Origin of the sequence: Marivirga arenosa, assembly GCF_030503875.2 — a bacterium.
GTDB classification, from domain to species: Bacteria; Bacteroidota; Bacteroidia; order Cytophagales; family Cyclobacteriaceae; genus Marivirga; species Marivirga arenosa.
Genome location: NZ_CP129968.2, coordinates 2,670,354 through 2,685,627 on the forward strand (window position 1 = coordinate 2,670,354; position 15,274 = coordinate 2,685,627).

Genomic DNA, 15,274 nt, shown 5'->3' on the forward strand with positions numbered 1-15,274 from the left:
AGAGATTTTCAAATTTCAGAAAACAAAGATATAAAGATTATAGTCGCTAAATTATTTGAGGAAGCTTACTAAAATCTAATTAAAAAGATAAATGTTGTAACAGATATATAAATTTTTAGTTAATGCTTTATTTATCAAAATATTTCAATTTCTAAAAACATGGTCATAATTATTGGGGCAGGATTATCGGGATTACTGACCGCTTATCGCTTACATCAAGAAAACATTCCCTATACAATCTTAGAAGCAAGAAACAGAATAGGTGGGAGAATAAATACTGAACAAGCTGAGGAAAATACGGCTATTGAAATGGGTGCCACATGGTTTGGAAGTCAACATCAAAACTTAATTGAATTATTAAAAGAATTGAATATTCCAGCATTTGAGCAGTATTCAAATGGGAAATCTTTTTATCAGGCAAACCCAAATTCGCCAGCACAGCCAATTGAAATACCGCCACAAGAGCCTACTTATCGAATTTCAGGAGGTTCATCAAATTTGATACATCACATTTATAATCTAATTAGAAAAGATCAAGTTCTGCTTAATCAAAAGGTTACTGAAATAATTTATGATGATAATAAATTCACAATAAAGGCAAATGAAGAATTTCGAGCAGATAATATAGTGATTGCAATTCCACCAAAATTATGGGCCAATAGAATAAAAATCAGTCCAAAACTTCCTGAAGAATTAATGAATGTCGCTAAAGATACTCATACTTGGATGGAAGAATCTATTAAAGTTGGTATTAGTTATAATTCTTCCTTTTGGGTGGAAGATGGATTGTCTGGAACATTGTTTAGCAATAGTGGTCCAATAGTTGAATTTTATGATCATTGTAATCATGAAAGATCAAGATATGCTCTATGTGGTTTTATGAATCCTGCATATGCTCAATTATCCAAATCAGAAAGAGAAAATGCAGTCATAAATCAAATCAAAAATGTATTTGGTGAAAAGGCCTCAGAATATTTGGAGTATAAAGAATGCATTTGGAGTGAAGAGTTGTTTACCTATGATTCATCTGAAAGCCAATTAATTCCACACCAAAATAACGGTCATCCTATTTTCAGGATTAGTCATTTTGATCATAAACTTTACATCTCAAGTACAGAGGCGGCACTACAGTTTCCTGGCTATATGGATGGGGCTGTTCAAGTAGCTAATTCAATTGCGAAGAGAATAATACGACAATTAAAGGAAGATATTATCACATAATATGAAGGTTTAGTAAACAATCCATGTTGTTTAATCGAAAAATCATATCTGAAAAGAGACAAACTATAAATTTTAATTTTATAAACGTTATTTTTATATCAAACTATCAAAATTTAATTCTACAAAAACTTTTTATACAAGGTTTCATTAAAATATATTAAGTGAATGTTCTATTAAATATTGCCATAAAGAATCATAAAACTGTTGTGAAAAGACTGACTGAATTAATCAGAATCATTAACATCTTTCTACTCTTAGGAATTATTCATTCCACAGCATGGTCACAGTTTTATCCGGCTAAGGTGTATTCCATACGTGATGGAATGCCTACAAATGCAATTTTTGATATTACACAAGCCAATGATGGAATAATGTGGTTTATGACTTCAAAAGGAGTTGTAAATTATAATTCCTTAAAATGGCATCTTTTCTCTGATAGTCTTCAATTACCAAATTCCCCTTACTCCTATATAAGAGCCTTGGAAGATGGCTCAGTCTGGACGGCAGGACAGAATAGCAACGATTTTGTAATTAAATATTATAAAAATGAAAACTGGCAATCAGTTAAGCTAGAGGGTATAGAAAAAATTGAGGGTAAATTCACTTTTGATGTCAGGTTAAATAATTCTGGTTACAGTATTATTATTGGGGGTAGAAACACTATTTATTTACATGAAACTAGCAGTTCTACCTTGCAAAAATATCAATTATCCGATAATCCTTATTACAGAATAAACTCGATTAAGTTTCATAATAAAATAGCTTACATTTCCACTTCTGAAGGTCTCTATACACTTAATAATTCCATTTCAAGTCATCCTATTAATCAACATCTAGAAATTAATGATGAGGTTCTACAAATCCATTGGGACAAAAAAGATTTATACCTATTAGGCATAAACTGGCTTGCTTTATATCAGGATGATGAATTTAAATACCTTAGTAATGATACAGGAGTTAATTCATCCAGTAGATTTAATAAACATAATTTAACAGTGGATCGCTTTGGTAGAATTTTTTATAGTAGCATGAGTTCTGCACAATTTTTAGATAGATCAACTGGTTATGGAAAAATTCTTTACATTAATGGTCGTGTATTTAATGCCCAAAGCAACAGAATTTATGTGGATACTGAGAACAATGTTTGGGTAGGTGATCATAGAGGATTATTTAAATTTAATGTTCTTAGATTTCAGAATTACAATGAAAATATAGGCTTAGCAAATGATGAAGTAACTGCGATAACGTACCATGACCAGCAGCTAATTTTAGCAAACCAAAATCAGCTTAATTTTCTTGAAAATGGAAATATTGTTAAAAAACTAAATATTGGCTTTAAAGCTGGCATAAGAATTCTAGATTTAGCAACTAATGGTTCAAATCAGCTTTTTATTGCAGCTAATTCTGCTGGATTAAAATTGTATGATGGTCAGGAAGTCATAAATCTCGATTGGAAGACTAAAAATGAAGATCATGTTGTAACCTCTGTTGAATTTATCAATGATAAATTATACTATTCAACTAATGTAGCTTTATATAGTTATGAAGAAGGTGTAATAAAAAAAGAAGTAAAAGTACCTTATATTCGAAATATAAGTCAATTAAATAAAGATACAATAGCTGCATTAAGCACTTCTGAAGGTTTATTTTTATATAATCCTTCTACTAAAAATATTCAGCAATTCACATCATCATCTCGCATTTACAATAATGTTTACAATGTATGTAAATGGAACGATCAATATTTCATAGGAACTAGCGGAGGTTTAGCTGTTATTAAAAATAAGCAAATCGTACCTTTTTTCACATCTGAAAAACTAAATAGAGTTGCCATTTACAGCCTATTTGTGAGCAAGAATAATAATTTATGGTTGGGGACGAATGAAGGTATCTTTATTTGGGATGGTATGGATATCACCAATTACAATAAAGCACATGGCTTAGTGGGTGATGAAATCAATAGAAATGCATTTCTTCAAATTAACAAAGAGGAAGTCTGGATAGGAACTGAAATGGGAGCATCCGTTTATAATTTTGATGAAGATTTAAGTACGGAATTAATTCCAAATCTTCAACTTAAAAAGGCTGAAACTCTTGAAGGCAGTGTTTTAACTGAAAGTCAAAATATTTTAAAACATGATAATAATACTATTGAATTTCAATTTCTAGGGGTATCCTATTTTGATGAGAATCAAATCAATTACCGTTACAAGCTCAATGGTTTTGATGAAGACTGGCTTTATATCGATAATCCAAATTCAAACTCAGTTCGCTATACTAATTTACCTCCAGGTGACTTTGAGTTTTTAGTAGAGTCTAGCCTGGATAATAATAATTGGAGTGTACCTAAAAGCTTGAGCTTTACTATCGAAAAACCCTTTTACTACACTTATTGGTTTGTTGCTATTTCAATAATAGGAGTTCTCATTCTTCTTTACAGTATTTATAGGATAAGATTCTATTTTATACTTAAAAACCAACAAAAACTAAAAAAAGAGGTCAAACTTCGTACTCAAGAAATTCAAAGAATGAATGATGAAATACAGGCCCAAAATGAGGAATTAATAAGTCAGAGTGAAGAAATAGCCACCAACAATGAAAGATTGGAGGAGATTGTTCAAGACAGAACTCGTAAACTTAGGGAACAAAATGATAGACTTTCAAAGTATGCGTTCATGAATTCACATGAGCTCAGAGGCCCAATTTGCAGAATGATAGGTTTGTTGAATCTTTTAAAATTATCTCAGCAGACTGAATATGAAAAGATATTAAGCCTTATTCAAGAAACTGGAAAGGAATTGGACATCATCACGAGACATATTAATAAGTTATTAGATAATGTAGATCTAAGTGATTTACAAGAAGCAAATAGTATTGAGGTAATAAATGCCAATAACAGAGAGCAAGATCAAATAGATGATAATATTAATTAACTTTTGACTTAAAGTATAGATAGTTTTATAGCCAAGCCTTAGCTAAATTATACTATACTTATTTTAAAGCTTATAATTAATTTCCCGCATAAAGAACACTCATATTTTTTTCTAATAAAGTTAAAACCAAAACAATATCATTAAATATATGTATTTACATCAATAAAATTTATGATATGCTACATATTGATAAAAAGGCAATAGATGAAATGGAAAGTCGGTATAGAGGAAATTTCTTCAATACGATATCAGGCTTCAAAAGCGCTAATTTGATCGGTACAATTGATAAAAATAAGCAAACAAACTTAGCTATATTTAATTCAGTAGTTCACATTGGCGCAAATCCACCCTACCTAGGTTTCATACTTAGACCTACTACAGTTGAAAGACATACGTATTCTAACATTAAAGAAACTGGGTTTTACACCATCAATCATGTACAGGAGGACTTTATTGAAAAAGCGCATCAAACGTCTGCGAAATATGAAAAAGCTGAATCGGAATTTCATAGATGCGGATTTCAAGAAGAGTATCTTCATAGTTTTATCCCTCCCTATGTAAAGCAATCTAATATAAAATTGGGATTAAAATTTGAAGAAGAACATCCAATAAAAGTGAATGGAACAATATTAGTTATTGGTAGCATTCAGCATGCCTATTTAGATGAAAAATACATACAGAATGATGGATCAGTAGATATATCTTTGGCACAAACAGTGGCTGTTTCGGGTTTATATCAATATTTAAAAACTGAGAAATTAGATAAGTTTAAATATGCAAAGCCATAATTGGAAAAATACAAAACCAAATCTTTTTATAACAGTATAATAACACATCAGTAATTAATAATTCAAAAAATGAAACATCTTACGATAAGTCAAATCGGTACAATTATGACCGTAGCCTTCATGTCAATATGTTTTCAAGCCTGTGCACAACACAACAGCAGCTCTGAAACAAAAAAGGAACTGAAAAACCATACATTTGAAGTTCAAAAAACGGAGCAGGAATGGAAAGAAGCCTTAGATCCTATGGCTTACAAAGTACTTAGAGAAGCCGGAACTGAAAGGGCCTTCACTGGAAAATATAATGATTTCAAAAAGGAAGGTGTTTTTGTTTGTAATGGATGTAAAACTAAATTATTTAGTTCTGAAACGAAATATGAAAGTGGTACAGGATGGCCAAGCTTTTTTAAACCTATTAATGATGAAAATGTGCTAGAAGTTGAAGATCGATCTTTAGGCATGGTTCGCACAGAAGTAGTCTGTGCAAAATGCGGAGGACATTTAGGCCACGTATTTGAAGATGGCCCTAAACCTACAGGCTTAAGATATTGTCTGAATTCAGCAGCTTTAGATTTTAAAGAAGAATAAATTTATATAACGCCCTGTTCAGGGTATTTGCCCTGAATAGGTCTATAAAAATCCTTTATCTTTTCAATATTCGCATCCATATCCCCTTTTGCTTCAAAGCTAGGCCCAACGCCTGCAATTTTATTTTTGTAATCTAAATAACCACATAATATAGGAACATTTGCTCCTTCTGCCACCCTATAAAAGCCAGTTTTCCAATTAGGTTGATAGCTTCTAGTACCCTCAGGGGTCACTAAAATCACTAGTTTTTCTCGATCATCGAATAATTTAATCATGGCTTCTGTCATCGATTGCTTTTTACCATTTTTATGAGTTCTATCAATACCAATAGCACCAAAAGCATTCAAGATCCATTTCAATGGACCTTTCAATAATTCTTTTTTAACTGTATAACGAACAGGGATTTTGAGTATGTAAAAAGCCGCTCTTGCCCAAACTAAATCCCAATTAGAGGTATGTGGTGCAGCTATCATAACTGCTTTGTTTATATTTTCAGGTATTTCAGCGGATACTTTCCAACCTCCCAACCAGAGAATAAACTTTGCTAAGTAATACGCCATATTGTAAGCTTTATTTTGGCGTAAAGATAAGTATAATTATAGGGTATATAATGACTTAGTGAGGCAAACTCACAAATGCAGTGTTTCTTTTAGATTGATAAACATCTGCTTCTGTTAAATCAATTGATTTTTCTATACTCGTATTATTCTTAGCTGAATAAGGAGCATCCTTCTGCTTATAGTAATTATTAGAAATTACAAGACTGGTCGCCACGGCCATCAATAACGAAAATGTTGAAAAAAATCTTTTCATATTTATAGTATTCCTATTGTATTGGTATTAATGACACAGCTTGCATGAAAAAGGTTGGCACACTATTTAATATAATTTACATATTATATAATTAATACAATTTTTAGTTTCTAAGATAGAATATGAATAAAAGGTCAAAAAACAGTTCTATCGGTGTATAAGTTACTTTTATACATTTGTACGATTAACACAAACTCTTAGATTAACACAATAAAAAAAGCTTATCTTATATCGAATTAGATCGATATAAGATAAGCTTCACTGCTAAATAGTATTCTATTATGATTTTATCTCACCATACTTTTCAGCCCATATATCTTCTAATTCCTCCAGGCTTCTACCTTTGGTTTCAATTATATATTTTTTAGTAAAGATAATTAGTATAATAATACAGATTCCAAATATTACATAGGGTAATGATTTGTTCCACACTACTTCATTGTGTTCACTATCTGCAATTATTGGGAATGATTGAGAAACTAAATAATTACCTGCCCATTGTATAGCTACTGCTATTGACATTGCAATACTTCGAATTTTATTAGGAAACATTTCGGATAATAAAACCCAGGTAACAGGCCCCATACTCATAGCGAATGATGCAATAAATAATAATACTCCTATTAATGAAATTAACCCTACTTGCTCAAAATACAAAGATCCTCCTAATAGGATAAACCCTAGTAGCATTCCAAATGATCCGATCATGATCAATGGTTTTCTTCCCAATTTATCAACTGTAAACATCGCTACAAAAGTGAAGGTGAAATTGACCGCACCTAGTAATATTTGTTGTGCCAAAACATCATCCTGGGTATATCCTAAAGCTTTTTCAAAAATATCTCCACCATAATACAATACAGCATTGATACCCGTAAATTGTTGGAATAAGGACAATAATGAACCTATGATTATAATTGCAAAAGCCCCCTTCTGGAAAATATTGATGTTGGTTTTTTCTATTTTCCTTTCCTTAGCTAAGGATTGTTTAATCTCAGCTAATTCTCTATCTGCTTCTACACCTTCGTGTAAGGAATCCAAAACTTTTTTAGCCTCTTCATCGCGACCCACCAACAGCAACCATCTTGGGCTCTTAGGTATAAACAATGTCAATACAAGGAATATAATACAAGGAATTAATTCAGACCAAAACATCCATCTCCATCCTTCATCGATTTTACCTTGTTCTGAACTATAGCTTTCACCTATGTAATAGGTTGCTAGGAATACTACAAAGAAACCAGTTACTACTGCCAATTGGTAGAAAGTTACTAATACCCCTCTTTTATCTTTTGGTGAAATTTCGGCAATATAAGTTGGTGCAGCCATTGAGGCTAATCCAATAGCTAAACCACCTATCACTCTAAAAATTACTAATAGGCTGATGCTCTCAGGTAAAAAAGATGGTAATCCAGAACCAGCTGCTGAAATTGTAAATAATAATGCTGAAACAATTAATGTCAATTTTCGACCAATTTTTGTGGTCATTGGTCCTGCTATTAGCGCACCAACTAAACATCCTAATAAAGCGCTGCTGACCACCCAGCCTTTCATGGCAGCACTTAACTCGAAATATTTACTGAAATAATACTGAGTACCATTTATAATACCAGTATCATAACCAAATAGCAAACCACCTAAGGCTGCCACTGATGCAATTAATATTAAAAGTCCTTTTTTCGACATTTTCCCATAGTTTTTTAAAGTGAACAGCTATAATACCAAATAATTTTGGTGTATATACATCAATAGCCAGTAAATTTTATAAATGGATCTTATTTTCAATCGATGGATGCTTGACTGTAATTAGTTTTGGTAGGCTTTTCAGAATAAACTCTAACATAATCAATAACAAACTCCTGAGGAAAACTTTGATCATCCACTCCATATTTCCCTCCCCAATTACCACCAATTGCCAAATTAATTATAAGGTGAAATTTCTTATCAAAAGGCCAAGTTGAATTATCACCACTCTTTTTATAGACCACATGATAGGGATTATCATCTACTAACCATTCGATTTTTTGATCCGTCCAGTGAATAGCATAAGTATGAAAATTTTCATCTGCATCTTCTACTTTTATAGAATCTGTTTTTTCAGTTCCTTTTATATGATTATAACTTTCTGTGTGAATAGTTCCATAAACAGTGCCTGGATTGTAACCCACATATTCCATTATGTCTATTTCACCATCTTTTGGCCATTCAATTCGCTTGTCTAATGTAGGCAACATCCAAATTGCAGGCCATGTACCTCTTGCATCAGGTAGTTTAGCTCTAACTTCTATATATCCATATTGCCATTCCGCCATTTTTTCTGTGGTTAACTTGGCAGAAGTATAAGTTCGATTTTGATTTTTTAATGCTTGAATAATTAATTTACCATTCTCAACTTTTAGATTCTCTTCCAAAGCGGTATAATACTGTAATTCATTATTTCCAAATCCACAAAGTTCTGGGCATCCGTTTCCTTCCACAATATTCCATTTTTCACCTAGCTTCTGTACATCATCAAACTCATCTGACCAGACTAAATTGGTTTCCTTTGAACTACACTGGCTGAATACAATAATTAAGGTTAATAGATAAGCAAATTTCATTTTAATACAATTTCTTCATAATTCTGAACTTGTGAGTGAGGCCCAATAAAAACATGAAAAGCTCCTTTTTCCAGTGTCAACTCTCCATTTGATTTATAATAAGAAAGCATATCATTAGTGATTTTAAATTCCACCTGAACAGTTTCTCCTGCTTTTATATCTACTTTCTTAAATCCTTTTAAGGATTTGACCATAGGAGTTTCCTCCGCTACTAAATCTTGAATGTAGAGTTGAACAATTTCCTTACCATCTACATTAGATATGTTTTTTACATCAATTGATGCTGTAATTTCTTCTGATTCATTCATAGCATTAGCCGATAATTCAATTTCACCATATTCAAATTCAGAATAGCTTAAACCATAACCAAATGGATAAAGAGGTGAATTAACTACATCAGTGTAATGTGAATAAAATACCATTCCAGGAGCCGTAGACGGTCTACCCGTAATTTTATGATTATAATAAATTGGGATTTGACCTAAATGGCGAGGAAAACTCATCGTCAACTTAGCAGAAGGATTATTATCCCCTACTAAAGTAGCTGCAATAGCATCTCCGGCTTTTTGACCTAAGTGCCAAGCTTCTACTATTGCGGGTATATTTTCATCTTCCCAGCTTAAAGAAAGAGGTCTTCCATTCATAAGCACCAATACTATATTCGGATTTACAGAATGAATTTCTATAAGTAATTCTTGTTGAAGACCAGGTAAACCGATATCTGCTCTGCTTCTCGCTTCTCCCGACATATAAGCAGTTTCGCCTAAAGCTAGAATAACAAGATCTGATTGCTTAGCTAGTTGAATAGCTTCTTTAAAACCGGATCTGTCATCCTGATTAATAAGCTGTTCTTCAAAAAAGTTATTAGGGCCTATTGATAGTTTAACTCCTTCTGCGTATTCTATATTAGAATTAGGTAATGCATTTTTAAGCCCGTCTAATAGTGAGCTAGCTGAATTTGACACCGCTTGTGCTCTCCAGTTACCTAAAGGAGTATCTTGATCGTTAGCCAGTGGTCCAATTACTGCAATATTATTGGTGTTTTTTATCGGTAAAAGCTCATTTTCATTTTTCAATAATACAATTGACTCTTTAGCCATTTCCTCGGCTAATTGATAATGAGACTCATGTCCGACAACTTCTTTTTCTCTTTGAATATTAGAATATTTGTAAGGATCATCAAAAAGACCTAATTCATATTTTAATTGTAATACATGACGAACTGCTTTATCAACAATTGATTCCTTAAGCTCTCCACTATTAACCAAATCCACTAAATTTTGAACATAGGCGGTACCTTCCATATCTATTTCACTACCAGCATTAATTGCCTTTTTTGCAGCGTTCTTCAGGTCAGCACTAACGCCATGATTCATCAACTCCCCTATTGAATTCCAATCTGAAACTACAACTCCATTATAATCCCACTTATTTCTTAATATCTCTTGCAACAAATATTCATTTGCCGTGGCAGGAACTCCATTTATATCATTGAATGAATTCATGAAGCTAGCTGCTTCTGCTTCGACAGCAGCTTTAAAGGGAGGTAAAATATGATTATGAAGGATGTAATTATTTATATTAACTGAATTATAATCTTTACCACTTTCAGCATAACCGTAGCCCGCAAAGTGTTTTGCCGTAGCCGCTATCGTTTTATTTGAGGATAAATCAGATCCTTGGAAACCATTTATTCTTGCTTTAGCTATTTCAGATTGTAAAAATGGGTCCTCTCCAGCCCCTTCCATAACTCTGCCCCATCTTGCATCAACCGTAACATCAATCATAGGTGCGAAAGTCCAATGCACTCCTGATGCAGCTGTTTCTGCGGCAGCAGCGGCAGCAGTTTTTTGCATTAAATCTAGATTCCAAGAGCTACTTTCGGCCAAAGGAACTGGAAACATCGTTTTATAACCGTGTATTACATCATATGCAAATAAAAGAGGTATTCCGAGTCTGGTCTCTTCTACTACAAGTTTTTGCATCTTTCTAGTATTTTCAGCACCTAATAGGTTCAATACAGAACCAACTTGACCTGAAATCAGCTGCTGATATCTAATACTATCTTGCCCTTTTTTACTGCTTGGCCCTGTAAATTCACTACCTAAGCTATATTGATTTAACTGCCCAACTTTTTCTTCCAATGTCATTATAGACAGTAATGAGTCTACTTTATAATTATAATCAGAAGATGTGGTCACAGCTGTTTTCTCTGAACTGCATGAGAACAACAATAATACAGACATAGAAAGGCCTGCCAATCTTAAAATGAAGGGTTTCATAGTATTAGAAATTATGGTTTTAGTTTATTTAAATCAGGTTATTGAAAGACTCTAATATAGTCAATCCACAGTTCTTGAGGAAATTTCGTATCATCATTTGGTGACCCTGGCCAATTACCTCCAACTGCTATATTAAATATAAAGAAAAACTTTTCTCTAAATTCTGACAAATGAGAGGGTCTTAAATCTATTTTCCCATATGATTGATTATCAATAAACCATTCAATTTCGTCAGCATTCCAAACTATTGAATAAACATGAAATTGCTCGGCTAAGGTTCTGTCATTTAGCGTTTTTTTATGACCGAAATTTGCGTATCCATCATTACTCTGCCAGTGAACAGTTCCGTGAACAGTATTCTCTCTTCCTTGTCCTCCAATCATTTCCATAATATCAATTTCACCGCAAAATGGCCATCCGACTTCTCTAAAATTGCCACCTAACATCCAAAGAGCAGGCCAAATCCCCTGACCATACGGCATTCTAGCCCTTATATCTATTCTTCCATATTTGAATTCTTTTTTACCTTCAGTTATAATTCTTGATGATGTATACTGTCTACCTCCAAAATTTTCTTTTTTAGCTTGAATTACAAGGAACCCATCTTCTAGCCTGGTATTTTCTTTTTTATAATATTGAAGTTCATTATTACCCCAACCATTACTTCCTGTACCAATTTCAAAAGTATAATCATCAGAAAGTTGATCTGAGTCAAATTCATCCTGCCAGACTAAATTAAAACCTTCGTATTCTAAAGGACTTTCATAACCTTCAAAGGTTTGCTCAGGATCTACTGGTCCAGGTTCATCATCTGGTTTGATTTCTATAATTTCAATTTGTTCTGTTTTACTAATGAAATCTGATTCAGTAGCATGAGCTTGTACTGTAATATCATAATCACCTTCTTTAGAATAAACGAATTCAGCTTTACCATCTTTAGAATCAATAAAGTCATCGTCATCTTCTCCAAAATAAAACCTGTAAAAATTAGTTAAGTCTGCGCTTGCTTCAATTGATACATTTTTAGGATTACTATCAGACTGATTAATTTCTATGGTTAAATTTTCAGGTAATTTAACTACATCATCAATAGGAGCATCCTCGCAGGATGCGAAGATGCTCATTATTATAAAATAAGAAATAAAATTAAACTTAAACATCTATATATGTTATTGCACGTCAATATCGTCAACATAGAAGGTACCTGCATCTGGCACTTCCCAACTTGGGAATAATACTAATCTATCTAAAGATAATCCAGCGCCAGTTGATAAATCAAAGTTAATTTCAACCCACTCTTCAGCTGACTCAACATTAGCATCTACTTCAACAAATTCGCCACTAGAATTCTCTAGTTTGATTCTGAACACACCAGTTACTGGAGCCCATACTTTCATAATCATGGTAGTTCCTTCAGCAATTGAAGGTGCTTCTGAAAGATCAAAGAAAGAACCTGAAAATCCTTGGAATCCTTTTAATAATTGTAAAACATTTCCACTCGTGTTGATTCCGCTTTGATCAGGATTTTCAATTATAGCGGCTTCATTCCCTTCAAAAGACGATAGGTCTGGAGTTTGAGTTTCAAATCCAATAGGCAATTCAGCTTTTTGTGCTCCTTCTGGGTTACTATTAAATCCTTCAGGAACTAATCGGATATACCAGAATTCCTGATCATTTTTCGTATTTCTATACTGTAAAAACAGCTCATTTTCTTCAATATTTACCACTTTATATTCTTGAACACCAGTGTAGAATCCAATAAATGCATCATCAGAAACGGTTAAAATAGTATCTCCTTCTTCTCCTTCGGCAGGAAAGCTTAAACTCCATGATGTAGTTTTAGATTCATATGGTGCTGATAAATCACCTACTCCTGGATCATATGAATCAGGAAATTCATCTCCAAAATCAGATTTAAGATAGACATCACCATTTGTTTCCATTTCAAAACCAAAACCTTCTAAAGAGAAAGTATATCTATCATTATAAAGTCCTGCACCAACTTTTTCATTAACACCTGCGGCATACCACTTTGGATAATCTCCATCATATTCTCCATTATCGATGCTGGGGCCAACTCCAAAATGACCAGCTGAAGCTGAATCAACTGCCCAAGTCTTCATACCGCCATTCTCTATACCCCCTGTTAATAAATTATATAACTCAATATCTAATAATGTTGGGTCAGTTGCAGCAATTACAACTTCCTGTGAACTTGAAGCACTACCACCGTCATTAAATACAGTTAAAGTAACCGTGTAAGTTCCAGCTGTAGGATATGTACCAGTAGCAGTCATTGCATCAGGTGCATTTTCACCATTACCTAAATCCCATACGTATTGATTGAAGCCTTCAACAGAGGCCGTAAATTCAATGATATTATCATTATCCGCAGATGCTTCAAAAGTAAAAGCGGCATCTTCTTCAATTGGAGCTTCTACAATAGTAGGCTCCTCTTCCTCACAACTCATAAACATAAATAGAGCTGCTACAAACATTAGGTTTTTCATTAGTTTCTGCATGATTATTAATTATTATAGTTTAGATAAATTCTTGTTATTAATACCCAGGGTTTTGATTCCAATTTCCTCCAGACAAATCAATTTCAACTTGAGGAATTGGGAATAATTCATTTTTACCAGTTTCAAATCCTGCAATTTCATCAGCTGCTCGACCAGTTCTAACCAAATCCCAAAATCTGTATCCCTCTCCAGCTAATTCAAATCTTCTTTCTTGCCATATTGCTTCTATTAATGATGAACCACTAACTGAAAGTGTTGGCATTCCGACTCTTGTTCTAATTTGATTTAGGTAGGTTAATGCCTGACCGGCATTTCCATTTTGGGCATGTGCTTCAGCAGACATTAAGTAAACATCCGCAAGTCGAACAACTCTATAGTTAACCGGACTTGTAAGATCATTATCTGGAAGACCGAGCTCAGTGTCCCTTTTAATATATTTATTATTATAATACCCAGTATGACCTCCCCCACCTATCGCATAAGTGATATCTTCAGCATTTGGCTGTTGAGAAATGAATTCATCAAGGTTAAGGATAGCAGCATCTCTTCTGATATCATTAGGATCAAAAGCATTGTATAAATCCTGTGATGGAAGGTTATAACTATTACCATCATTATAGATTGGCCCATTGTATTGTCTTATACCGTGAAATCCTACTGCCACATTTCCTTCAAGACATACAAAACAATCATAAGACCCGCCTTCTAATCCTGAGTATTGGATTTCAAATACTGATTCAGAATTCCCTTCTTCTGCTACACTAAATAAAGCAGCAAAATCCTCTGATGTAGTAAAAGTTTGTAAAGCATAAGGACCCTCATTAATAATCCGGTCTAATGCAGTAGCTGCCAAATCATACTTTTCTTGATATAGGTAAGCTTTACCTAACATTGCCAAAGCAGCCCCCTTTGTTATTCTACCTTTTTCTGAACGCATCCAACCTAATACTTCAGCTGCTGCCTGAAAATCACTCTCTATTTGAGCATAAACTTCAGAGGCAGGTGTTCTATCAATAGAAGTAGCTTCCTCAATCCCTATTCTTCTATCTACTATAAGAGGAACATCTCCAAAATACTTAACCAGCTCAAAATAGTAGTAAGCCCTTAAAAAATATGCCTCAGCTAATAATGTTTCTTTCCCTTCGAAATCAATATTATCTTGATTTTCGAAAATATAATTTACTCTAGTAATACCAGCATAATTATATCTTAAAACACTTCTTAATTCATTGTTTACACCTCCATGAGTCATATTCTCAATCTCATGAAGGCCACGTGTATCATTTACACTTTCTCCACCTGCTATTGCATTATCAGAAGCGATCTCTCCTATCCATTGGGTAAGATATGAAGTTTGTAAAAGATCGTATGCACCTACAAGAGCTCTTTGATAATCTTGTTCTGTATTAAAAAATGTTTCTGCATCTTGAGTAAACTGAGGATCAATATCTAAACGATTATCACATCCTCCGATAATCAAGAAAAGGCCTAGTATTATCTTTATTTTAAATATATTTTTCATGATTATTT

The 15,274-nt window shown here is 33.3% G+C and carries 12 protein-coding genes; 4 read left to right on the forward strand and 8 right to left on the reverse strand.

What is annotated here, in order from left to right:
• Window positions 1-159 precede the first annotated feature (159 nt).
• The 4 genes from QYS47_RS11575 (at window position 160) to msrB (ending at window position 5,527) form a co-directional block, all read left to right on the forward strand.
• On the forward strand, window positions 160-1,221 hold the full coding sequence (locus QYS47_RS11575; protein WP_322346266.1) for a flavin monoamine oxidase family protein: 1,062 nt from the start codon (window positions 160-162) through the stop codon (window positions 1,219-1,221).
• Between the two features lie 161 nt (window positions 1,222-1,382).
• A complete protein-coding gene (locus QYS47_RS11580) occupies window positions 1,383-4,154 on the forward strand; it encodes a ligand-binding sensor domain-containing protein (protein ID WP_322346267.1) in 2,772 nt (923 codons plus the stop codon).
• 176 nt (window positions 4,155-4,330) lie between these two features.
• Entirely contained in the window at window positions 4,331-4,942 is a 612-nt protein-coding gene (locus QYS47_RS11585; RefSeq protein ID WP_322346269.1) for a flavin reductase family protein, read from the forward strand.
• Window positions 4,943-5,011: 69 nt separating this feature from the next.
• Window positions 5,012-5,527: a peptide-methionine (R)-S-oxide reductase MsrB gene (msrB, locus tag QYS47_RS11590; protein ID WP_308356479.1), complete on the forward strand. Its 516-nt coding sequence runs from the start codon at window positions 5,012-5,014 to the stop codon at window positions 5,525-5,527.
• Between the two features lie 2 nt (window positions 5,528-5,529).
• Here the strand turns inward: msrB and QYS47_RS11595 are convergent, their stop codons facing one another.
• The 8 genes from QYS47_RS11595 to QYS47_RS11630 all read right to left on the reverse strand — a co-directional run bounded on the left by QYS47_RS11595 (window position 5,530) and on the right by QYS47_RS11630 (window position 15,266).
• Window positions 5,530-6,087, reverse strand: coding sequence for a 1-acyl-sn-glycerol-3-phosphate acyltransferase (locus QYS47_RS11595; RefSeq protein WP_322346272.1), 558 nt, complete (start codon window positions 6,085-6,087; stop codon window positions 5,530-5,532).
• Window positions 6,088-6,142: 55 nt separating this feature from the next.
• Window positions 6,143-6,340: a hypothetical protein gene (locus tag QYS47_RS11600; protein WP_302101044.1), complete on the reverse strand. Its 198-nt coding sequence runs from the start codon at window positions 6,338-6,340 to the stop codon at window positions 6,143-6,145.
• A gap of 279 nt (window positions 6,341-6,619) precedes the next feature.
• Window positions 6,620-8,026: a sugar porter family MFS transporter gene (locus QYS47_RS11605; RefSeq protein WP_302124599.1), complete on the reverse strand. Its 1,407-nt coding sequence runs from the start codon at window positions 8,024-8,026 to the stop codon at window positions 6,620-6,622.
• A gap of 95 nt (window positions 8,027-8,121) precedes the next feature.
• A complete protein-coding gene (locus tag QYS47_RS11610) occupies window positions 8,122-8,940 on the reverse strand; it encodes a glycoside hydrolase family 16 protein (RefSeq protein ID WP_302124598.1) in 819 nt (272 codons plus the stop codon).
• Window positions 8,937-11,222: a beta-glucosidase BglX gene (gene bglX / locus QYS47_RS11615; RefSeq protein ID WP_322346275.1), complete on the reverse strand. Its 2,286-nt coding sequence runs from the start codon at window positions 11,220-11,222 to the stop codon at window positions 8,937-8,939. The genes QYS47_RS11610 and bglX overlap by 4 nt, the downstream gene beginning before the upstream one ends.
• A gap of 38 nt (window positions 11,223-11,260) precedes the next feature.
• Window positions 11,261-12,346, reverse strand: coding sequence for a glycoside hydrolase family 16 protein (locus QYS47_RS11620; RefSeq protein ID WP_322346276.1), 1,086 nt, complete (start codon window positions 12,344-12,346; stop codon window positions 11,261-11,263).
• 45 nt (window positions 12,347-12,391) lie between these two features.
• Window positions 12,392-13,744: a PKD domain-containing protein gene (locus QYS47_RS11625; RefSeq protein WP_322346278.1), complete on the reverse strand. Its 1,353-nt coding sequence runs from the start codon at window positions 13,742-13,744 to the stop codon at window positions 12,392-12,394.
• Window positions 13,745-13,781: 37 nt separating this feature from the next.
• Window positions 13,782-15,266, reverse strand: a complete 1,485-nt coding sequence (locus QYS47_RS11630) for a RagB/SusD family nutrient uptake outer membrane protein (protein WP_322346280.1) — start codon at window positions 15,264-15,266, stop codon at window positions 13,782-13,784.
• Between the last annotated feature and the right edge of the window lie 8 nt (window positions 15,267-15,274).